This is a genomic window from Sodalis glossinidius str. 'morsitans' (assembly GCF_000010085.1).
GTDB classification, from domain to species: Bacteria; Pseudomonadota; Gammaproteobacteria; order Enterobacterales; family Enterobacteriaceae; genus Sodalis; species Sodalis glossinidius.
In genome coordinates this window covers 1,967,927-1,986,960 of sequence record NC_007712.1, presented here as the reverse complement: position 1 = coordinate 1,986,960, position 19,034 = coordinate 1,967,927, and the positions used below count along the sequence as shown (strand labels likewise).

The 19,034-nt window shown below is 48.2% G+C and carries 28 protein-coding genes and 3 tRNA genes; 14 read left to right on the top strand and 17 right to left on the bottom strand.

All coding sequences use genetic code 11. From position 1 onward, the window contains the following. Positions 1-44: 44 nt before the first annotated feature. From SGP1_RS10410 to SGP1_RS27190, 10 genes are all read right to left on the bottom strand, one after another. Positions 45-248, bottom strand: coding sequence for a hypothetical protein (locus SGP1_RS10410; protein ID WP_041866869.1), 204 nt, complete (start codon positions 246-248; stop codon positions 45-47). Between the two features lie 33 nt (positions 249-281). Beyond that, positions 282-650, bottom strand: a complete 369-nt coding sequence (locus tag SGP1_RS10405) for a RusA family crossover junction endodeoxyribonuclease (protein WP_011411013.1) — start codon at positions 648-650, stop codon at positions 282-284. Further along, positions 647-1,372 (bottom strand): hypothetical protein, encoded by a 726-nt coding sequence (locus SGP1_RS33225; protein WP_243466226.1) that lies wholly within the window; start codon positions 1,370-1,372, stop codon positions 647-649. Before SGP1_RS33225 ends, SGP1_RS10405 begins: the two co-directional genes overlap by 4 nt. A gap of 97 nt (positions 1,373-1,469) precedes the next feature. After that, on the bottom strand, positions 1,470-2,003 hold the full coding sequence (locus SGP1_RS10390) for a phage N-6-adenine-methyltransferase (protein WP_011411011.1): 534 nt from the start codon (positions 2,001-2,003) through the stop codon (positions 1,470-1,472). After that, positions 1,972-2,328: a hypothetical protein gene (locus tag SGP1_RS10385; protein ID WP_041866868.1), complete on the bottom strand. Its 357-nt coding sequence runs from the start codon at positions 2,326-2,328 to the stop codon at positions 1,972-1,974. The genes SGP1_RS10390 and SGP1_RS10385 overlap by 32 nt, the downstream gene beginning before the upstream one ends. A gap of 2 nt (positions 2,329-2,330) precedes the next feature. Next, a complete protein-coding gene (locus SGP1_RS10380; protein ID WP_041866867.1) occupies positions 2,331-2,591 on the bottom strand; it encodes a hypothetical protein in 261 nt (86 codons plus the stop codon). After that, positions 2,588-3,232 (bottom strand): replication protein P, encoded by a 645-nt coding sequence (locus SGP1_RS10375; protein WP_041866866.1) that lies wholly within the window; start codon positions 3,230-3,232, stop codon positions 2,588-2,590. Before SGP1_RS10375 ends, SGP1_RS10380 begins: the two co-directional genes overlap by 4 nt. A gap of 302 nt (positions 3,233-3,534) precedes the next feature. Further along, on the bottom strand, positions 3,535-4,650 hold the full coding sequence (locus tag SGP1_RS23925) for a hypothetical protein (RefSeq protein ID WP_011411009.1): 1,116 nt from the start codon (positions 4,648-4,650) through the stop codon (positions 3,535-3,537). A gap of 60 nt (positions 4,651-4,710) precedes the next feature. Continuing rightward, on the bottom strand, positions 4,711-5,142 hold the full coding sequence (locus SGP1_RS10365) for a toxin YdaT family protein (protein ID WP_041866865.1): 432 nt from the start codon (positions 5,140-5,142) through the stop codon (positions 4,711-4,713). Beyond that, positions 5,126-5,398 (bottom strand): transcriptional regulator, encoded by a 273-nt coding sequence (locus tag SGP1_RS27190; protein ID WP_083764724.1) that lies wholly within the window; start codon positions 5,396-5,398, stop codon positions 5,126-5,128. The genes SGP1_RS10365 and SGP1_RS27190 overlap by 17 nt, the downstream gene beginning before the upstream one ends. A gap of 103 nt (positions 5,399-5,501) precedes the next feature. On the opposite strand from SGP1_RS27190, the gene SGP1_RS10355 reads away from it, so the two are divergent. The 13 genes from SGP1_RS10355 (at position 5,502) to SGP1_RS10300 (ending at position 12,937) form a co-directional block, all read left to right on the top strand. After that, the gene (locus SGP1_RS10355) at positions 5,502-5,915 is read left to right on the top strand and encodes a helix-turn-helix domain-containing protein (protein ID WP_243466225.1); all 414 of its coding nucleotides are present in this window, start codon (positions 5,502-5,504) and stop codon (positions 5,913-5,915) included. A 477-nt stretch (positions 5,916-6,392) separates the two neighbouring features. Then, on the top strand, positions 6,393-6,833 hold the full coding sequence (locus SGP1_RS10350) for a hypothetical protein (RefSeq protein WP_148203466.1): 441 nt from the start codon (positions 6,393-6,395) through the stop codon (positions 6,831-6,833). An 87-nt stretch (positions 6,834-6,920) separates the two neighbouring features. Next, positions 6,921-7,130, top strand: a complete 210-nt coding sequence (locus SGP1_RS10345) for a hypothetical protein (protein WP_041866864.1) — start codon at positions 6,921-6,923, stop codon at positions 7,128-7,130. A 174-nt stretch (positions 7,131-7,304) separates the two neighbouring features. Beyond that, the gene (locus SGP1_RS10340) at positions 7,305-7,688 is read left to right on the top strand and encodes a hypothetical protein (protein WP_148203465.1); all 384 of its coding nucleotides are present in this window, start codon (positions 7,305-7,307) and stop codon (positions 7,686-7,688) included. Further along, positions 7,688-8,584, top strand: coding sequence for a YqaJ viral recombinase family protein (locus tag SGP1_RS10335; protein ID WP_011411007.1), 897 nt, complete (start codon positions 7,688-7,690; stop codon positions 8,582-8,584). Before SGP1_RS10340 ends, SGP1_RS10335 begins: the two co-directional genes overlap by 1 nt. Positions 8,585-8,593: 9 nt before the next feature. Continuing rightward, positions 8,594-9,607, top strand: a complete 1,014-nt coding sequence (recT, locus tag SGP1_RS10330) for a recombination protein RecT (RefSeq protein ID WP_011411006.1) — start codon at positions 8,594-8,596, stop codon at positions 9,605-9,607. 92 nt (positions 9,608-9,699) lie between these two features. Continuing rightward, the gene (locus SGP1_RS10325; protein WP_041866862.1) at positions 9,700-9,990 is read left to right on the top strand and encodes a hypothetical protein; all 291 of its coding nucleotides are present in this window, start codon (positions 9,700-9,702) and stop codon (positions 9,988-9,990) included. 15 nt (positions 9,991-10,005) lie between these two features. Next, complete coding sequence (locus tag SGP1_RS10320; RefSeq protein WP_041866861.1) at positions 10,006-10,266, top strand: hypothetical protein; 261 nt, start codon at positions 10,006-10,008, stop codon at positions 10,264-10,266. Further along, complete coding sequence (locus SGP1_RS10315; protein WP_041866860.1) at positions 10,263-10,643, top strand: DUF551 domain-containing protein; 381 nt, start codon at positions 10,263-10,265, stop codon at positions 10,641-10,643. The genes SGP1_RS10320 and SGP1_RS10315 overlap by 4 nt, the downstream gene beginning before the upstream one ends. Then, complete coding sequence (locus SGP1_RS10310) at positions 10,640-10,897, top strand: DUF7446 family protein (protein WP_041866859.1); 258 nt, start codon at positions 10,640-10,642, stop codon at positions 10,895-10,897. Before SGP1_RS10315 ends, SGP1_RS10310 begins: the two co-directional genes overlap by 4 nt. Before the next feature lie 65 nt (positions 10,898-10,962). Then, the gene (locus SGP1_RS10305) at positions 10,963-11,562 is read left to right on the top strand and encodes a helix-turn-helix transcriptional regulator (protein WP_198408780.1); all 600 of its coding nucleotides are present in this window, start codon (positions 10,963-10,965) and stop codon (positions 11,560-11,562) included. 124 nt (positions 11,563-11,686) lie between these two features. Continuing rightward, the gene (locus SGP1_RS27185) at positions 11,687-11,911 is read left to right on the top strand and encodes a DUF4224 domain-containing protein (RefSeq protein ID WP_083764723.1); all 225 of its coding nucleotides are present in this window, start codon (positions 11,687-11,689) and stop codon (positions 11,909-11,911) included. A gap of 9 nt (positions 11,912-11,920) precedes the next feature. Beyond that, positions 11,921-12,937, top strand: coding sequence for a tyrosine-type recombinase/integrase (locus SGP1_RS10300; protein WP_011411004.1), 1,017 nt, complete (start codon positions 11,921-11,923; stop codon positions 12,935-12,937). 129 nt (positions 12,938-13,066) lie between these two features. Here SGP1_RS10300 and SGP1_RS10295 read toward each other — a convergent pair. The 6 genes from SGP1_RS10295 to uvrY form a co-directional block, all read right to left on the bottom strand. Then, positions 13,067-13,152 (bottom strand) — tRNA-Leu (locus SGP1_RS10295). Between the two features lie 16 nt (positions 13,153-13,168). Then, positions 13,169-13,242 (bottom strand) — tRNA-Cys (locus SGP1_RS10290). A 499-nt stretch (positions 13,243-13,741) separates the two neighbouring features. After that, positions 13,742-13,816, bottom strand: a tRNA-Gly gene (locus tag SGP1_RS10285). Positions 13,817-13,955: 139 nt separating this feature from the next. Beyond that, positions 13,956-14,504 carry a CDP-diacylglycerol--glycerol-3-phosphate 3-phosphatidyltransferase gene (pgsA, locus tag SGP1_RS10280; RefSeq protein WP_011411003.1) on the bottom strand — a complete coding sequence of 183 codons (549 nt, stop codon included), beginning with the start codon at positions 14,502-14,504 and terminating at the stop codon, positions 13,956-13,958. 65 nt (positions 14,505-14,569) lie between these two features. After that, positions 14,570-16,402 (bottom strand): excinuclease ABC subunit UvrC, encoded by a 1,833-nt coding sequence (gene uvrC, locus SGP1_RS10275; protein ID WP_011411002.1) that lies wholly within the window; start codon positions 16,400-16,402, stop codon positions 14,570-14,572. Then, on the bottom strand, positions 16,395-17,051 hold the full coding sequence (gene uvrY, locus SGP1_RS10270; RefSeq protein WP_011411001.1) for a UvrY/SirA/GacA family response regulator transcription factor: 657 nt from the start codon (positions 17,049-17,051) through the stop codon (positions 16,395-16,397). The genes uvrC and uvrY overlap by 8 nt, the downstream gene beginning before the upstream one ends. Positions 17,052-17,716: 665 nt before the next feature. Here uvrY and SGP1_RS10265 point away from each other — a divergent pair. Further along, positions 17,717-17,914, top strand: coding sequence for a DUF2594 family protein (locus SGP1_RS10265; protein WP_041866858.1), 198 nt, complete (start codon positions 17,717-17,719; stop codon positions 17,912-17,914). 39 nt (positions 17,915-17,953) lie between these two features. On the opposite strand, the gene SGP1_RS10260 is transcribed toward SGP1_RS10265, so the two are convergent. Continuing rightward, positions 17,954-18,877 carry an IS5 family transposase gene (locus tag SGP1_RS10260; protein ID WP_011411000.1) on the bottom strand — a complete coding sequence of 308 codons (924 nt, stop codon included), beginning with the start codon at positions 18,875-18,877 and terminating at the stop codon, positions 17,954-17,956. Positions 18,878-19,034: the final 157 nt, after the last annotated feature.

Genomic DNA, 19,034 nt, shown 5'->3' with positions numbered 1-19,034 from the left:
AAGTTGCGGTGCCGCGATTGAGCGTCAGAGATAATAGTTTACATTTACTCTTTAATTTTCTGGTTTTCAAAATATTTTCGCTTTTCCCAATCTTCCCCGCATTCTTTGCAGCAGAAATTACCCTCTGTCGGATCTCCGCAGTTGTAGCACCGCCCGGTAAGCGGCAAAGGCTCACCACGATGATTCGCTATCACATGCTGACGAAATGCTTCTTCGTTCTGGCTGGCTATATCGATACTATCGGCCATAAATCATTACCTTACTCATACATTTGTTAAATTTCATGGCGTTTCAACAATAGAAAGGTACACTCTACCACCCTTCGTCACTGGCCCCCACTCGGCTTCAAGCTTTTTGATCTGACTGTCGTCAATCCAGATCCCTGCATTGGTCACTGAATCAAACAATGCCTTAAAATAATTATCAAGATCCCGCTTTGCTCTGCTCGGTGGGCAGAGTGTTACCGATACGGCTAAATCTCCCGTTACAGGCTGAGGCATACCGCGAAGCTGCTCAAGAATTTCCGCAACCGCCTCAGCCCGATACTTTCTGCCCCGCTCACTGACAAGATGCCGACCTGCAAGTTTTCCCCGGTTCGGTGCTCGCCAGTAGCCATTAACGCTCGGTGGAAACGGAAGGGTCAAATTCACTTACTATCGCCTTTTGGGATGTCCCATCCGGCAATAGAAAAGCGGCCCATTTTCGGGTGATACCGCTGTGTGCCACGCTGCTCCGCCTCGTACATCATACGGTTCAATGCGGAAACGAAAACAGCTTCCTGAACAACGGACATTTGTGTAACCTGACCGCCCGGCGCAACATGGGGAACCTTTTTATGCGGGACACCCCACGCCATGACCAGCTGCTTGCTTTTGGCGTTGCTGAGGCCGTAAGTGGCTTGTAGATAGCTGTAGCCCTGATAACCGGCGGGGATAGTGCCTTGCTTGATATGGTCGATTTCCTCGGCAACCTGCTCGACTTGCGTTTCCACCGATTTCAGGCGGCGCTCCTGGACGACGTTAGCCAGTGCCATAGCCGCAATGATTTCATTGGGGCTTTGCGACGAACTCTGTTGCTCCAGCTTATCAATCAGCGAGCGGCGAACCGCTTTGGATTCACGCGCTGCAACGCGTAGAGCTTGCTTGAGGGTCATATGGATAATTTCAATATCAGCGCCGTTTTTTTGACCTACGAAAATTTCGTAGGTCTCGCCCTCAAGTTCATCTTTGACGCGACTGATAAAGTCGTTGTTACGAATAGGCTTCTCGCCATACTCCTTGCGCGCCGAATTGACCATCTCAAGCAATGATTGGCTATCGATGCTTCTATCAGTGACAATGCTATGATTAACTGATAAATTATTATGAATCACGTTGATACCTCGCATGAATATTTAAGTTAAAATTGACTTGGCCGTTAGCAAATTGTTGACGGTACTCCTTTCCGCAAAACGCGCCGTACGGCTTTTTTCACGCTGCAACTTTGCGTACCACTTCAGTCCCGATGCGAATAAGATCGCTTTTGTCTACCGTGGTGAACTGACAACGATTTTTGAAGAACGGCCTCCAGATAAACAACAGGCTCCCCTTGCTATTGCCGTTCTTGCCGCACACCCCGGTTGCAGCGCTGATGAACGACAACCTGCCCCCAGTGATAACGCGTACCTCGTCCACACTTTCCAACCCCAGCCTGAACCACCCCGTTGAGGTATCGGAGGGAAGCAGCATCACAATCGTCTGCTGCTGTACCACGCACTGCTCGGCGGCCTTCCTGACCCACGGCGTGATGTTGCTGTAGGGCGGGTTGCAGAAAATCGCCCCCCGGGTGTACCAGTCGCAACTCAGGGCATCATCCTCTTCGGTCAGATAGCAGCGACACAGGGTGTTGTCGTGGTTGGCGGCAGCATCAAGGCAGAACCTGAACTCTGCATCCAGCGCACGGAATATCTCGACCGGCGTTTGCCATCTGTCCTTACACGCTTTTGGCGTTTGGCTGACTATCATTTTTTCTCACCGCCAGTAGTAATTTATCGAACCGGTAAACAAGGCTGTTTCGGCAATATTCCTCGACGATCCCCGGACGATTTTCTTCATTGAGCGTATTGAAAATTTCACATCGTTCCGCGCTACTGTGGAAGCAAACAAAGCCCTTCAACCCACGGGAACGAAACACCTTTTTCTCAGCGAGCAGCTCGCGAATAACCTTGCTGATATTGGAGCCATCGGTATGCAACGCGGCAGCCAGATCAAGGCGATTCGTTCCGTCATTCGCTTTGATATAATCGAGAACCTGCCGCTTGAGTTTTTCTCTGGTTCGGCACTGGGTCATGTTTATAAAATTCCCTTCTGCTGGCGGGCACGGGCCTCCGCCTTGATAAAACGATAGTTGTATTCAGTATTGAATGCGCTCAGGACCAAATCCCAGTGACGTTCGCGGGCAATCTGGCGCAGGTGTTGATTATCTTCCCAAAGCCGCCTGAGATGGCGTAATACGCACCACCGGCGCACTTGATGAACCCATGCCATCAGCGACAATACCGGAGCACCCAATACCTGTCGGGTATTGACGATATGGTTAGCGACTGCTTTCATATCAGCCCAGCCTCCTTGCGCTGCTGGCATTTGGCATACAGCAATTCGGCTGGCGTGGGGCCTGATGGATGCCTCGGCGGCGCAATGCGTTTAACAGGTGCCGGAATGACATCACCACGGCCTAACCGATTTTCCATTTTTGACAACAATGGTTCCGATTTTTTCCTAACTTCTTCGTCCGTCAGGCGGTATCGCCGCATGGCGTCGAAAAGGTCCGTTACCAGCCAGTACAGAGCGGCGGACTTCCAGGGATAATCCTCAGCACACTCGTAGTCACCACGGCGCTTGCAGTAGGTCAGAAACTCGCTGTAGAGCTGCTCTGCCGTGGGTAGCCCGGCGTGTTGTGAGTTACCCTGCTGGCACCACTCGATGAACTGGCCCGGCGACGGCAGGAACGGCGAGGCCGTTTTTCGTGCCATCGCAAGCCCGGCCTCAATCTGCCCCATGTGGTTTATCCCGTTCTCGGCAAAGGCCATAACCCACTGTCGGCGCAGCATGTCCAAATCGTCGGCGGTCTTGATGTTTGCCATTGGCGCTGGGAAAATCTGGCGCAGCGCTTTAAAAACCTCGTTGAACAGGCGTACCGCCAGCAACTGCCGGTCGTTCAACGACGGCGGCACGAATGTTTTTACATCAGCCATCACGGAATCTCCCTGTTAGCCCGTTGGTAACCTTGAGTGTTTGCGTCGAAGAGCTCAAAGGCTTTTGCTCAAAAAACGACCAGAAAAGTGGGTTTCAGCGGCACACACCAAAAAACCTCCCGTAAGCCTCGCTACGCGTTTTTTTGATCTGAGTGGCACGATGTTACGTTTTAACGGAGAAAACGCCGCCAAGAGCTTCCTAGGCACCTTAAAATCGATTCCTGAACTGCGGCGGAGACCGAAATTCGTCTCTGAGCAAAACGCTTGGGGGATTGCCACACCGAATGTTTTTGCCTTGCCCATCACAAAATCCCCTTGTCAATCAGCTCGTTAGCCCACTCCGTGCCGTCCCAGTCAAGTCCTGTGGCTGCCTGAGCCGTGGGGGAACGCGTCCGTCCCGCCCTGTCCTGCTCACGGCACATCCAGCCACTCACGAACCGCCGGATACCCCTGCGGGTCTTCCGCCGTCGGGGCTGTGCAAGCAGCCATCCCCGCTGGTTGCGAAGCTCCTGCCTGACGTCCACCGCCGGGTAGAGCGACTCGAATTCGGTCACAAGCGCCTCGGTGACGGAAAATTCACTCCCGTCGTTCAGCGGCAGCGAGATAAACACGGGTTCAGACGGGGCATGCAGACCAGCGCCGTTGCGCTGCGTGGCTTCCCCTCGCTTCGACGCACCACCGCTCAGAGGCCGCATTCCGGTGTCCGGTTCGGCATGGGGTGGTTCGGCATCGGGCTTCGACGCACCATCGCTCAGTGGCCGCACTCCGGTCTCCGGTTGGGCATGGGATGGTTCGGCGTCGGGTTCTGACCCTGAAAAACCATCGGGTAACTCGCCGCATGATTTTTCGCCGGCCTGGAGCTGAGTTTTTTCAGCTCCGGGCAGAAGGTGTTTATCCTTCTCTTTCTCCTTCTCTATCTCCTTCTCCTGGCTTCGGAGGGCCTTGTAAGCCCCTTCGGAGGCCCTTGCTTTTTTTCGCCCAAATCCACGGCAATTTTCACGGCAATTTGTTAAGTGAAAACTCTGGTGGTACTTGTCGAAAAACATTGAAAGTAAATAGTTTTCTGGTAGAGAATCGTATAATCTTTGAATGCCGAGACACTGGTTATCTTTGGGTTTTAGATAGGCTCCGATTTGGTATTTAGCCATCTCAATGACCCAAACCATTTCTGACTCAAAATCGTAGTGACAAAAACCGGTCTCTACACCCCCTTGAAGCCCCTTGGAAGCCCCTTCCATCCCTAGGCCAGTTTCATACGCAATGTGCTGCACAGGGATGTAGTACAGACCAAGCATGTTTGAGTGAGGGCTGGTAAGCAGGTACATCGCGACGATGAGTGCTTCCGGCCCCATTTTTTTTAAATCACGGCCGGTCTTACCTATCCAAAACTGTGGGGAAACCTTGCCGAAATCGCGCATCAGAACACCTTAAGTCCTTGAAACAGGCTGGTACTTAATAAAATCATTGGTCATACCTCGCTACGCCCGGCAGTAATTGCCGTAAACCGGCCTTTTTTGGAGCGCATGCAGTGCACTTATAGCTTCACTTATTTCCTTTTCAATAGACGGAGAATCGAGCAATGCGGCGCTGACGGCCTTGGCAAACTCTTTATTCGCCCGCGCAACGCGATAGGACACTGAACCCGAGCGCCGATACTCTAATGCCTTCAGGATCGCGGGCTTGAGTGCTTCAATCTTCTCCCTCGCCTTGCGGCTATCGCTGTCCAGCCAGCGAAAGATGTTCTGCATGTTGTTGTGCGTCGCGCCGGGGGCCTCCAGTGGGTACAAAGGCAAATCTCCCCCACCTAACTCAAAGTAGAATCGGCTGATCTCCGCTGCGACAGTTTCGCGTTTAGTGGCAATGGCCCAGCGGCGTAGCTCAATGCAAAGTGCTTCATGGTTGAACTGCATAAGTCAGATTTTCGCCTCCGTGTTGGGTATTTTTATGTTTAGGTGGTAAGCCATCAGTGGGATTGGGATATTTGTCTGGCCTTAATTCATGAGGTGTAATTTTCCAGTTCAATGCGTTACATGCGGGCAAAACCTCTTCCGCAGGCACACGCTTTTTAAACCATCCGCTAATAGTTTGAGGCCTCTTTCCCAGCCGTCGTCCCAGCTCAGACTGAGACATTATTGCTAGTATCTTAATTTGTAGTTGCTTATTCATTTTCCGTTCCTTTGTGAACCTACGGTGAGATGATTACAGATATAAATTTAAATTGCAAATATTAATTGCAATGCTGGTTACAAAAATATTCTGTAGAATCAGAATGGGTATATTTGAGGTAGATATGATTTTTGCCAAACGTCTCCAGCAGTTGCTGGATGAACTGAATATCAACCAATCCGAGCTTGGTCGCAGGCTTAATGTAAAACCGCAGTCAGTTCAGGGTTGGTTAAAGGGGGTTATCCCTCGTATGGACAAGCTCGAGAAGCTAGCAAAATTAGCCGATCGCCCTGTATATTGGTTCTTTATGCCATATGGAGAAGAAGATAATCATAAGCAAGTTATCAATGTAATCAATCAACCTAAGTTAACAGGTAATAAACAGAAAATTTTAGAACTGCTAGATGATCTTCCGACAAGTGATACAGAGCAAATCATCAGAGACATGGAGCAAAAAAGAGATTTCTATCGCCGCAAACTTGAAGAATTACTACGGGAACGAAACAAACCTGCATGAGTCGTTCTTATCTTGGAACGACTTCCCAACCAACGATTAATCCTCTTGTAAAACCGCCCTTCTCGAATGTACGCAACTCATTAATAATAATGATGTTTATTTCTTAAATTCCCCATTGTAAGCAATGCATTTGCTGATTCCTTGGTACACAAAGGACATCTTCAGACTCGCCTTATCTGCAATTTTAAATTTAAATAATCTTGACTGCTTATGTTTTTATTTGTAGAGTTACCCCATCAACAGCAACCAGCGACGGCAAAACCCCGGCAGGCAATACCACGAGTTACCCGCCGATTGCCAGAGCTTAAGTAGCCAGCCCGAGGCGTAGGAACATGACGGCGGTTGGGAGAGTCAGTATATGAACGTGGTGTTAGCAAAGAATTCGCGGTAGGGGTACAGCGGGGACCTGGCCGCCTGACAGGGGAATCAAGCAGGCACCATTAACGCCATGAATTTTAACGACATGTGGGGGCACCAATGCTTAACACCGACGAGCGACTTTACTACTCAGGTGCGGGTGACACGCTGAAAGCGTTATTGATCCATATCTATCAAGAAGAAGCTTACAAGCGGTCGCGGGAAGACAAAAGCATCGAACAGGATTTCGCAAATCGCGCCAAACAGATCGCTACCAGCGTTCGTGACGCATATCTGGCGCTACTGGATAACAACTGCGGGCCGTCAGCCCGGCGAGAAGGGCAAGGAGTAGCAATGAAAGATGCTGATCCTGATTTTTTAGAGGACGGTCGGGCCGATGCAGTGGCAGAAGCTTTAGCAAAGGCTGCTGAAGCGCTTTGCCCAGCCGGACAGGTTTATCCGCTCGAGGTTCTGAATAAGGCGCGAGAAATAATTAAATCGCGCCCAATCGGATACTACTTCGATATAACGTTAGAGTCCGGCCCCCAGCCGCGTAAATGAATTACCGATAGCAGTAGTAAGAAAGGCACAGCAGTAAGGGTTAGGTAAGCGTTCTGACAATCTGAAAGCAGATGAGAGGCATGACCAATGAAAAATATTATTCCAAACAGCGGCAAGCAGGTAATGCTCAGGGATAAGCGCACAGGCGCACCTTGGCTGGCATCCTTCAACTACATCAATCAGCACTATTCGTTTCAGCCAGTGGGTAATGTACGGGCAATCAGGCGAGAATTTGAGAGCTTGAAGGTACCAGCAGAGTTTGAGCCAGCCGGAACGCATTACACCGAATTTCTGTGACTTTTGTAGTGACGGCGGGCAGAAGCCCGGCGAGGCATGAAACGACCCGTTGGCCTCACGTTACGGGGTACGCAACACGTAAAAAAACCCGCGTCAGGGCGGGCGTTTCTACCGGCTTTACGTCCCGGTGACGGCGGAGTTGGCGACCAAACCAACTTCTGCGAGGCATGACCAATGACTTCCATCATTGGACGCAGGGATTATAGACCGCTTTACGTCATCCGGCAACGGTTAGATATGAGTCTGGCTATAAAAGGAGATGAAATGAATATTGAAACCGAAAACGAAATTCGCCGCACGGTTGAAAGATTCACACCGGAGCAAGAGGAAAGCCTTGCAAAAGAGGTTGAATGGTCTAACAACGAATGGAGTTATGAATATCTGGCCCAGAAATTAGCAAAGGTTATTTCAGGATGCGGGGAAAAGGCACTGTTATTAGCAATGCAAAACAATGATGAATTTATGATTGCAGTCTACAACATGGTGGCTCAGGCGGTAAAAAACCAGCGAGCTATTGATATGCTCTATTATCATGAAACTTTTGACGAGGTGGCGTAATGGAAAATGTTGGCCTACTTGACAGACAGAAGTATTTAGGTGGTAGTGACGTAGCAGGAATACTAGGTATTAGTCCATGGCGTACTGCACTTGATGTTTATCTTGATAAGGTACAACCAAGAAAAGAGGAGATTAGCCTACAAAAACAAAAAATATTCACACGCGGCCAACGCATGGAACCATATATTATAGACCTGTTATCTGAAGAGACGGGACTTAAAATAGCCAAGAGAGGCCATCGATATCTTGACCCTGAGTTACCCTATATAGCCGCTGAAATCGACGCTGAGGCAGAGAGTGGGGAAAACATCGAGATCAAGACGGTGAGTCCATTTAAGGCAAGAGATTGGGGAGAGCAACAAACTGATTCCATACCCGTTTATTACACGGCTCAAGCCATGCATGGGCTTATGGTAACGGGTAAAAAAGTGTGCGTGTTTGGTGTTCTGATTGGCGGCGATGATTTTCGGGTCTATCGTGTTGAAAGAGATGATGAAACAATAGCTGCTATTCGTGCTAAAGAGATGGAATTTTGGGAGCGCGTCGTTAATCTTACTCCGCCACCAATAATCAACGAACATGATGTGAAGCGCTATTTTGACCGTGATGCAGGCTCATCGATTGAAGCGAACGGTAAGATGATATCGCTTATAAATGAGCTAAGAATGCTGAAAGTGCGTAAGGATGAAGCTGACAAAGACATTCAAATGATAGAAGAACAGATAAAACTAATAATGCAACAGCATTCAATTGTAACCATTGATCAGAGACCGATAATTACATGGAAAACACAATCATCTACCCGGTTCGACATTTCAGCCTTTAAAAATACTCATCCGGGAATATTTGATAAATTTAAGAAAACAACTCAATCCCGTGTATTTCGCTTGAAATAAGGAAAAATAATGTCAAACAATACACTCAAAATGGTGGCTACTGGTAAGCCGTCAGAAACTAACAATGAAAAACCTGTAACACTCGCAGCTTTACTGGCAGATAAAAAAACAAAAGCACAGATGGCATTGGCGTTGCCAAAGCATATGACGGCAGATCGATTAGCCCGTATTGCAACGACAGAAATACGCAAAATTCCCAAGTTGGCTTCTAGCGATCAGAGAAGTTTTCTTGGCGCAATCATGCAATGCGCTCAATTAGGGTTAGAGCCAGGAAGTGCAATCGGCCATGCATACTTAATACCCTTTGACAAACGCGAGAAAGTTAATGGCAGATGGACGACTGTATCAACTGAAACACAATTGATTATAGGCTATCGCGGCATGATAGACCTTTCCCGCCGCTCCGGCCAGATACTTAGCATATCGGCTCGTACCGTACATGAAAATGATAAATTCATCTACGCTTATGGCTTAGAAGAAAAACTTGAACACATACCATGTGAAAATGGTGACCGTGGAGCAATGACACACGTCTATGCGATTGCCCGCCTTAAAGATGGAGGTGTTCAGTTCGAGGTAATGAGTCGAAATGATATTGAGAAAGTGCGAGCAATAAGTAAAGCAGGGGATAAAGGCCCGTGGGTCGATTACTTTGACGAGATGGCAAAGAAGACGGTTATTCGCCGATTATTTAAATATCTTCCTGTTTCTACTGAGCTACAGAAAGCCGTCATCTTAGATGAAAAAGCAGAGGCCGGAATTAGTCAGGATAATGCAGCGATAATTACTGGTGAATACTCCGTTATTGAAGACGATAAAAAAGATCACCTTATGTTGGAACAGGAAGAGGCTCGCCAACAGGTAGAAGATATTTTAAATAATCTTGACCCTCGTACACAAAATGCTAAAGAAAATTTTGCTAAGGCTGAAGCAGAGATAGCAGGATTGGAAAAAAAATTAGGTAATGACCTCTATACGGGATTTATAAGAACGCTCGATGATATGCGTGTTGAGTACCAATAGTTACCGAGAGAACATTAGTGTAAAATTATATTCAGTAAGCAGTGGAAAAGACAAATATTAACTATTAAATATTTAATCTAATGAGGTGAAACATGAATGGTTTACTCACCGGGTTACTTGCACGCCGGGAAACCGGTCTTATCGAAGAAATCGAAAAACTAGAAAGACGCATTATCCAGATGGAAAACATCGCAGAGGCTGAGCGATGGAACATGATGGATGACAACCAATTCGCTCAATATGATTCTGACAGAAAGATAATAGAAGAATATGAAAAAGGAATCCGAAATAGATTGTCGAAAGAAGAAATATTGGCGTCCCTGGTAAATAATGCACTGCATAGAATGAAATTAATTAACACACCTTATCACACTAACCATTAATAAAAGGAATCCCGAATGAATGTCTTTTATGCATGGTGTCCTGAGAACGGAGAAGATTTCGACGATGGGCATGAGATAGAAGCAGATAGTCCAGATGAAGCCGCTGAGATATGGGCCGAGCTAGACGAGGAATATAAAATTATAAGTGGTAGTTGGTCACCTGAACTATGCGTTGCTGAACAAGATGGCACTATCCATCATTTCAAAATATACGGCAGCATGATGCCATCATATTACATTCATGAAATTCAGAATGAAGAGGCACAGGCTCAATGATTGATAATGAAAAAGTATTTGAAGAAGTTAGAGTAATGCATGAGGCTGGCGTATTAGCGGATTACGCCTGTCAGGAAGACCCCATTCCCCGGGAGGATGCGGTATTACTTGCCCGATTTGCGCTAGCCTCTCTTGATGGGCTGAACGAAAAATGCGATGCAGAAAAAAATGGGTGGATTGCTTGCAGCGAGCAAATGCCAAAAGATGGGCGAATGCTTCTTGTAACCGGCAATGGGCATATTGATATTGCATATTTTGATGACGGAGATTGTGAGGGATTTTTAAATGGGTACGTGACTCACTGGATGCACCTTTCAGATTTACCCGATGTAGATGAGTTACCTCCGAATTCAGTGAAAACCAGAGGTGCGGGATGAAAAATAAAATTTCCGTAGGTTATTCAACATTGTCTGGGCGTATTCTGGCCGGATATTCCACACAGGAGGCGGGCACTACGCGCTTTACGGGTAAGAAATACGATGTCACGGATGAGGCGGTTACGGCGGTTGCTCGAAAGATGCTTCATCGCGAAGAGAGTATCGAGGTGGATTTTGGCGACGGGCGAATTCTACGATTCTCCGTGGACATTGTTTCTCCGGGTAAGCCTGAATTGGTAGGAGGTGCGGCATGAACGACATCCTGACGTACACTTGCTTGCATCTGACTACACCCTGCGCCGTAACTGGCTTAAAGGGCATGCCGTTCTTCAATCGGGCAATGAAGGAATTACTGAATTTACCGGAAAGTATCGACATTATCGAAATGCCTATGTCGCTTGAGTTGTTTCTGGTGCAGGAAGAAAAAGCCCGCGAAAGTCGCCAGCTTTTCTCAGTGCAGAATCAGTTTCCCTACAGCCCAGAGCAGACGCTGCAGCTCTATCTTTTCGATTTCTATCCGCAATTCGAGTGCGTTGATGACCAGTCGGAGGATGAGGAATTCGAGTGCATCGGCACCATCTGCCATGCGCGCCCGTTTGCTTTCGGCTCGACGCTGGAATGCGTGGACGGGGAAGCGCCGCGCCCGGCGACGTTTGAGCCGGGTGAGCGGTTTACGCCGAGAGAGTGGGAAATCGTGTTCTTTGCCTTGCATAACCTGAGCAGCAAGGAGACAGGACGGCGGCTGGGTATCTCTCATCGCACGGTCGAGAACAAGCTTCAGGATATTTATCAGAAGACCGGAACGCATTGTAACAGGGGGCTGGCGATGTACTGCCGCGAAAACGGGACGGACCGCTATATCCCACCGTCTTTGCTGTCGCCATCGAGCCACGTTCTGAATAACTACGGAGCGCAGTAACGTCTCACTGAACTGATAGTAATGTAGCATAATACACTAGCCATTTTTAAAACTGATTTTCAAAAATCAAAATCAATCCGGGCAGCATATTAGTATGTTGAACGGTCGTATTGAGGTATGACCAATGAAGAATGAACATGATATTTTATCACCAGACGAATTAGTCCAGTTAACCGGACATCAATATAAATCAAGGCAGTGCCAATGGCTGAATGAGGCGGGGATCTGGTACAAGAAACGACGGGATGGTTCACCAAGTACAACGTGGTATCACATTGCTCATCCGTTGGCATATAGGCAATTTTCAACGGAACAAAAGCTGGATGAACCTAACTTCAGTGCTATGTGAGTTATAATAATGGTTGGCAAACGCAAGAATCCAGCAGATAACGCTCTGCCACCTCGTGTTTATCGAGGGAAAACACAATATGAATTTCATCCGGCTAGCGGTGGGTCAATATCATTATGCCCTCTGGATTCATTAATACCTGTTGTATGGGCGAAATATGAACAAGCCAACAATTATCGCAATGAAAGAAAAAACCTAGAGCATTTGATAAATCAGTTTTTTCTTTCTGCTGATTTTATGGCTCTTGCAGCGGAAACACAAAAAGACTATAAAAGAAATTCAACTAGACTACTTCCCGTTTTTGGGAAAATGCATCCTGATAATGTTAAGCCTCAGCATATAAGAAAATATATGGATAAACGGGGAACAAAAAGCAAAACACAGGCAAACCATGAAAAACGGTTTCTATCACGTGTTTATCGCTGGGGTTATGAGAGAGGAATTACCAAGGGGAATCCATGCTCAGGTGTAAGACAATTTAAAGAAGAGGCTAGAGATCGCTACATTACAGATGCAGAATATGAAGCGTTGTATTCCGTTGCTCCCGCTACTGTTCGTATAGCAATGGAGATCGCTTATTTATGTTGCGCTCGGCAGAGCGATGTTTTGTCATTGACTAAATCACAGTTGCTTGATGATGGGATTTTCATTTGCCAAGGGAAAACGGGCAAGAAACAGATAAAAGCATGGACTGAACGCTTAAAAAAAGTAATTGACTTAGCCGATAGCTTACCAGCATCACAAGGCGTTAACAGCATTTATGTATTACATCAACCCAACGGCAATCGTTACACACGTGATGGTTTTAATTCAAGTTGGGCAAAAGCTCGAGCAAAAGCTTCGGTGTTACATCCTGAGCTAACATTTGATTTCACTTTTCACGATTTGAAAGCGAAGGGAATCTCTGATTTAGAAGGTTCACTGTCAGAGAAGCAAGCGATCTCCGGGCATAAAAGCATCGGACAGACGGCACGGTACAACAGAAAAACAGAGATAGTCCCCGTCGTCGGTGGTCAGAAAAAATGAATTTTTATTCAAGCCAAAAAAATGATGTTAGGAATGATGTTAGGAATAGCTGATTTGGGCACAAAAAAACCGCCTTGACGACGGTGACTAATACAGGACATCTTACTGATTATTATGATTTTTTCTGTGTGGTACCCGGGACGAGACTTGAACTCGTACAGCCAAAGGCCGAGGGATTTTAAATCCCTTGTGTCTACCGATTCCACCACCCGGGCGTCGGGAAATCAAAACTGGAGGCGCGTCCCGGAGTCGAACCGAGGTAGACGGATTTGCAATCCGCTGCATGGCCACTCTGCCAACGCGCCTTATTTCATCGCTTGTCTTCGCACTACAGCCGTTTTATCGACAAATTGCCGAATCACTACCTTGCAACTAACTGATCATAAATACAATTCGTTTATTCCATGTTTCAGAATGGACGCAATTATGGCTTGCCTGAGCAACGATGGCAAGCCTTTTTTGGCGCGAGACGTTTAGATGGTTACATCACAGCCAACACAGGCCCGCGCTAAAAAAAACCGTCATTTGCCTGCGCCGGCAAACCTTGCACTACTCATCATCGCCCCCACGCATCCGACCATGGAATCGACGCTTGACGGGCGATCTATCGCCGGTCAGATACGCGCAAAGAGCGGTCGCAGAGGCCACACCAACCGCTGCTCGAGTCCCGTGCCATTGGTACCCGGGTAAGCTAGGACGAAAGGATGCGGTGTAAGATGTTAGCCGGCAACAGCGAAAAAAGGACCCGTAAGGGTCCTTTCAGAGGCCTACCGCGAGCGAAAATCTCCGCTGCCGACCGAAATTTGGAGCGGGAAGCGAGGCTCGAACTCGCGACCCCAACCTTGGCAAGGTTGTACTCTACCACTGAGCTATTCCCGCATTACTTACAACACCTGATTTAATAACGCTAGCAAAACCGTGGTTGCTTTCGATGCGATGCATTCTACTGACCTCGTAGTATGAGTCGATACAAAAATAACTATCGTCGATGCGTTTGCTGGTTTTTAAATCGCTTCTCTCAATGTTCAAACAAATCGTGCCGGGCGGCATACAAATATTGGAACATGGACCAGAACGTCAGCACCGCCGCGACATACAGCGCGGCAATGCCTATCCCCGACACGATGTCGTCCGGCCGCCACAATAGCGTCACCAATGCGAGCATTTGCGCAGTGGTTTTGACCTTGCCAATCCAGGAAACCGCTACGCTGCTGCGCTTACCTATCTCCGCCATCCACTCGCGCAAGGCGGAGATAATGATTTCGCGAGCGATCATCGTCGCCGCTGGTAGCGTAATCCACCATGAATGAAAATGTTCCGCCACCAGCACCAGCGCCATGGCGACCATCACTTTATCCGCGACAGGATCGAGAAACGCACCGAAGCGGGTGGTCTGTTTCCAGCGACGGGCTAGAAAGCCATCGAACCAATCCGTTACCGCGGCCAGGACAAAAATTAACGCGCAGCACAGCGGCGCCCACTTGAAAGGTAGATAGAAAGCCAGAACAAAGAACGGTATCATGACGACACGGAACAGGGTAAGCCAAGTCGGTATATTCAGTTGCATAGTACTTTGGTAACTATCTGGCTCTGGCCGGAGTGGAAATTATTAAGTATGTTGCTACATTGCCGCTAGTGTTTCAACGCATTAAATATTTTTTCTGCAAGAGCGCCCGAAATGCCCGGCACTTGGGCAATTTCTTCAACGCTGGCATTGCGTAGCGGCTGCAGGCCGCCCATATACTTCAACAGAGACTGTCTGCGTCTTGGTCCCACACCCTCAATCAATTCCAGCGCGCTGGTATTTTTTACCTTAGCACGTTTATTGCGATGGCCGGTAATCGCATGGTTGTGTGAATCATCGCGGATATGTTGTATTACATGCAATGCAGGTGAATCCGGCGGCAGCGCCATCCCCTCGCCATGAGGCTGCAAAAACAGCGTTTCGAGGCCGGCCTTGCGATCCACTCCTTTTGCCACGCCGAGCAACACCACGCGCGATTTGTCCCAGGGGACCTCCAACTGCTCGAACACCGCTTTTGCCATTCCCAATTGCCCTTTACCGCCATCAATAATCACCACGTCGGGGATTTTCTTTTCTTCCAACGCTTTACCGTAGCGACGGCGCAGAACCTGATCCATGGCGGCATAATCATCGCCGGGTGTAATGCCTTCAATGTTATAGCGGCGATATTCGGCGCGTACCGACCCATTGCCGTCAAAAATCACGCAGGAAGCGATAGTATGCTCCCCCATCGTATGGCTGATGTCAAAGCATTCCATCCGGTTGATTGCCTGAATGCCCAAAAGTTCCGCCAGGGCGGCTAAACGCTGATGTACCGTCGACTGCTGCGACAGTTTAGTCACCAGCGCCGTCGCGGCATTCGTGCGGGCCAGTTTTAAGTAACGGGCACGATCGCCGCGCGGCTGCGTTTGGATCTGAATTTTCCTGCCCGCTTGCTCACTTAGCGACGCCGCCAGCAACGTTTTTTCCGGCAGTGTGAAATCCAGCAGAATCTCCCCCGGCAGCGACCGCATCTGACTGCCCTGGAGATAAAATTGACCCACAAACGTCTGTACCACTTCCGCCAGTTCGGTACCGACCGGCACTTTCGGGAAATAACTGCGGCTGCCTAACACTTTACCCTGGCGAATAAACAGCACATGCACGCAGGCCATCCCGGCGTCAAAAGAGACGCCAATGACGTCCAGATCTTCCCGGTCACCGGAAACGAACTGTTTTTCCGTCACTCGGCGCACCGCCTGTATCTGATCACGTGCGTGCGCAGCGTCCTCAAAATTCAGCGCACGGCTGGCAAGCTCCATCCGCTCCACGAGCTGATTAAGCACCTGCTGATCTTTGCCCGACAAAAACAAGCGCACATATTCCACCTGCTGCTGGTATTCCTCATCGCTGACCAGTCCTGCTACGCAAGGCCCCAGACAGCGGCCAATCTGATACTGCAGGCACGGTCGTGAACGGTTGCGATACACGCTGTCCTCACATTGGCGAATCGGAAACAGCTTTTGCAGCAGGGCCAACGTTTCCTTCACCGCATAACCGTTGGGAAACGGACCAAAATAATCCCCTTTCGCATGCTTGGCACCGCGATGGGATGTGATACGCGGATGTGCGTCACCGCTGAGAAAAATGAAGGGATAGGATTTGTCGTCACGCAGTAATACGTTATAGCGCGGCTGATACAGCTTGATATAGTTGTGTTCAAGCAGCAGCGCCTCGGTTTCCGTATGGGTGATGGTGACATCAATATGATGAATGCTTTTCACCAGCGCTTCAGTCTTGCGGCTGGCAACCTGGGCGCGAAAGTAGCTTGCCAGGCGTTTTTTCAGATCTTTAGCCTTGCCGACATAAATCACCGTACCGGACAAATCATACATGCTATAGACGCCAGGCTGGCTGGTTACGGTGCTCAGGAATTGTTTGGCGTTGAAACTGTCAGTCACTACTTAATAAAATCTCCGTGTTGAACAACCCGTGACGGATGGCCAGATGGGTTAATTCTACATCACCGCTGATGTTTAGTTTACTAAATATCCGATAGCGATAGCTATTGACGGTTTTGGGGCTCAAATTGAGCTGCTCTGATATATCGGTGACCTTCTGCCCGCGGGTAATCATCAGCATAATTTGTAATTCCCGTTCAGACAAACATTCAAAGGGGGTTTCCGCCTGCGGCTCCAGCTGGCTAAGGGCCATCTGCTGGGCGATATCCGACGCGATGTAGCGTTTACCGGCATTGACCGCGCGAATGGCGCAGATCACCTCGCGCGGCGCGGCGGCTTTACTGAGGTAGCCAGCGGCCCCGGCCTGCATCACTTTAGCAGGTAATGGGTTTTCTGTGTAAATGGTCAGCATGATAACTTTGATATCAGGCGAGAAGCGCACGATTTTGCGCGTAGCTTCCAAACCGCCAATACCCGGCATATTCATATCCATTAACACGACGTTGACGCAATTGTTGCGGCACCACTTCACCGCATCCTCGCCACAGTGTGCCTCGCCAACGACTTTGAAGCCTTTGATATCTTCAAGAATGCGTCGTATCCCTGCGCGCACCAATTCGTGGTCATCAACAAGAAAAACGCTTATCAAAGAAAAATTCTCCAAAAAGAGGGAGTAATGTAAAGCGAATCAAATATTTAAGACTTAATATTACAGCTTTTAAGTAAATAAAGAAAAATGATTACTCGCTTATACTGGAAAAATTCAGCAAATTCAGCAGTGTCGCCTGCTGCGCAGGCTCATTTTAGACAGATAGGTTATTGCACCGCAAGGAAATTTCACCAAAATTCGCGTAGCGGTCGGTAATTGCCGATTTACCCTGTAAACTCACCCCATCAACGCCGCCAATACAGCGCCGAAATTGTTTATAAAATGAACAGATCACCATTCAATCTACTTTAAAATCATGCTGTTAATTTTTGATACTCTTTCAGGCAATATTATCATAAATCATTTAATATACATATTTTAAAGAATAATTATTTATTTCATATTACTTTTAGCGTACAAAACTTTAAAATTTATTATAATATATTGCCGCTCCGCTTAATCCGTCACCTTTGACGGTTGGGGGGCAGCGCGCGGAAAAGGTGCTGTTTTTTAACCTGACGCATTTCGTCGGGATAAATGATATACGTCAATTAAATTTATAAAACAAAACCTGTTAAATCGCCGTACATGGCGTCCAACGTCGACTCATAACGATCCGGCTGACGCGATGTCAGTCGTAATGACCACTGATAACGGGGAAAATAATGGGCAACGTTGAATTTACTACCGATAGCGAAACCGCAGTTCTCGCGCAGGAAGTCAACTGCATGAAAGCGATGATGTCGCTGCTGTTGAAAGCAATTGGACAAGCCGATGCCGGTAAGGTCATCATCAAAATGGAGAAATACATTAGTCAGCTTGATGACCCCGAACAGCAAGCTGTTTTTGGCTTTGTTGAATAAATCAGAACTTGTGACTACGCCCCCCTAGCAGATCGATTGTTATGCGATCCGGATGCTGTTCGGCATTCCTAACAGCGTCATTTTGTTAAGCGCTTTGACCATCTCCATTGCCTCACCTACCTGCGCATCATAGTCACGCAGACTTAGATGATCGCCCATAAGCGTTTTGAACCGGAATATCGCTGTTTCAGCCACTGAGCGTCGATGATAGCCCACTTGCTTTTTCCATACATCGTTACTGCCGCTTAGACGCTGATTCGCAACGGCGTAGTTACGCTCATGGTATCGGTCTGGCCAATATTGTGCCCCACCTCGTGGAGAAATAAGAGGCCTTATTTTCTTCCTCAGCAGAGCATCATGACAGTAGCGGGTATCGTAAGCGCCATCAGCCGACGCTTCCCTGATTTTCCGCTGGGTCTGGTTTATCAGAGCGGGTAGGGCCTGAGCATCCGTCGTACCGCTGAGCGATAAGTCAGCACAGATAATCTCATGCATTACACTGTCTGCGGCCATATGCAGCTTACGCCACACCCTCCGTCTGTCGGCACCATGCTGTCGGACTTTCCATTCGCCTTCGCCAAAGACCTTCAGGCCGGTTCCGTCAATGACTAGAGGTGAGATTTCACCACGGGTCGGCGTTTTTATGCTGATCTTAACTGTCTTTGCTCGCTTGCTGATCAGCGAGTAGTCTGGGTATCTTAGCGGCAGCACCATCAGTTTAAAAATGGCGTCAACGAAGCCCTGTAAAGCCCTTAACGAAAGGCCAAACACGCGTTTCATCATCAGAACAGTGGTGATAGCCATATCTGCGTAGTGAAGCGGCTGGCCACGCTGTTCAGGCGTTGTTTTTTCCGTCCATGCAACAATTGCCGACTCATCCAGCCATATCGTCAGAGCCCCGCGCTGCTTGAGAGCTTTGTTGTAAGTGGACCAGTTGGTTATTTTAAACTTTTGCTTTGCCATGGAGTGCAGATGTTGAAATGACGGTAGTGATCTGAGCAGACGATCACCTAAAAGTTATATTTATTCAACAAAGCCATTCAGAGGCTGTAATACGTCTATCAACAGGACATCTTCAGGTTCAAGTGATAAAGTCTGTCGACCCAGACTATCTTCTAAT

Bases quoted from the DNA above. Each gene is read 5' to 3' on its own strand.
- SGP1_RS10410 (WP_041866869.1), bottom strand. From the start codon at position 248: ATGGCCGATAGTATCGATATAGCCAGCCAGAACGAAGAAGCATTTCGT.
- SGP1_RS10390 (WP_011411011.1), bottom strand. From the start codon at position 2,003: ATGATAGTCAGCCAAACGCCAAAAGCGTGTAAGGACAGATGGCAAACG.
- SGP1_RS10385 (WP_041866868.1), bottom strand. From the start codon at position 2,328: ATGACCCAGTGCCGAACCAGAGAAAAACTCAAGCGGCAGGTTCTCGAT.
- SGP1_RS10380 (WP_041866867.1), bottom strand. From the start codon at position 2,591: ATGAAAGCAGTCGCTAACCATATCGTCAATACCCGACAGGTATTGGGT.
- SGP1_RS10375 (WP_041866866.1), bottom strand. From the start codon at position 3,232: ATGGCTGATGTAAAAACATTCGTGCCGCCGTCGTTGAACGACCGGCAG.
- SGP1_RS23925 (WP_011411009.1), bottom strand. From the start codon at position 4,650: ATGCGCGATTTCGGCAAGGTTTCCCCACAGTTTTGGATAGGTAAGACC.
- SGP1_RS10365 (WP_041866865.1), bottom strand. From the start codon at position 5,142: ATGCAGTTCAACCATGAAGCACTTTGCATTGAGCTACGCCGCTGGGCC.
- SGP1_RS27190 (WP_083764724.1), bottom strand. From the start codon at position 5,398: ATGAATAAGCAACTACAAATTAAGATACTAGCAATAATGTCTCAGTCT.
- SGP1_RS10355 (WP_243466225.1), top strand. From the start codon at position 5,502: ATGGGTATATTTGAGGTAGATATGATTTTTGCCAAACGTCTCCAGCAG.
- SGP1_RS10350 (WP_148203466.1), top strand. From the start codon at position 6,393: ATGCTTAACACCGACGAGCGACTTTACTACTCAGGTGCGGGTGACACG.
- SGP1_RS10345 (WP_041866864.1), top strand. From the start codon at position 6,921: ATGAAAAATATTATTCCAAACAGCGGCAAGCAGGTAATGCTCAGGGAT.
- SGP1_RS10340 (WP_148203465.1), top strand. From the start codon at position 7,305: ATGACTTCCATCATTGGACGCAGGGATTATAGACCGCTTTACGTCATC.
- SGP1_RS10335 (WP_011411007.1), top strand. From the start codon at position 7,688: ATGGAAAATGTTGGCCTACTTGACAGACAGAAGTATTTAGGTGGTAGT.
- recT (WP_011411006.1), top strand. From the start codon at position 8,594: ATGTCAAACAATACACTCAAAATGGTGGCTACTGGTAAGCCGTCAGAA.
- SGP1_RS10325 (WP_041866862.1), top strand. From the start codon at position 9,700: ATGAATGGTTTACTCACCGGGTTACTTGCACGCCGGGAAACCGGTCTT.
- SGP1_RS10320 (WP_041866861.1), top strand. From the start codon at position 10,006: ATGAATGTCTTTTATGCATGGTGTCCTGAGAACGGAGAAGATTTCGAC.
- SGP1_RS10315 (WP_041866860.1), top strand. From the start codon at position 10,263: ATGATTGATAATGAAAAAGTATTTGAAGAAGTTAGAGTAATGCATGAG.
- SGP1_RS10310 (WP_041866859.1), top strand. From the start codon at position 10,640: ATGAAAAATAAAATTTCCGTAGGTTATTCAACATTGTCTGGGCGTATT.
- SGP1_RS10305 (WP_198408780.1), top strand. From the start codon at position 10,963: ATGCCGTTCTTCAATCGGGCAATGAAGGAATTACTGAATTTACCGGAA.
- SGP1_RS27185 (WP_083764723.1), top strand. From the start codon at position 11,687: ATGAAGAATGAACATGATATTTTATCACCAGACGAATTAGTCCAGTTA.
- SGP1_RS10300 (WP_011411004.1), top strand. From the start codon at position 11,921: ATGGTTGGCAAACGCAAGAATCCAGCAGATAACGCTCTGCCACCTCGT.
- pgsA (WP_011411003.1), bottom strand. From the start codon at position 14,504: ATGCAACTGAATATACCGACTTGGCTTACCCTGTTCCGTGTCGTCATG.
- SGP1_RS10265 (WP_041866858.1), top strand. From the start codon at position 17,717: ATGGGCAACGTTGAATTTACTACCGATAGCGAAACCGCAGTTCTCGCG.
- SGP1_RS10260 (WP_011411000.1), bottom strand. From the start codon at position 18,877: ATGGCAAAGCAAAAGTTTAAAATAACCAACTGGTCCACTTACAACAAA.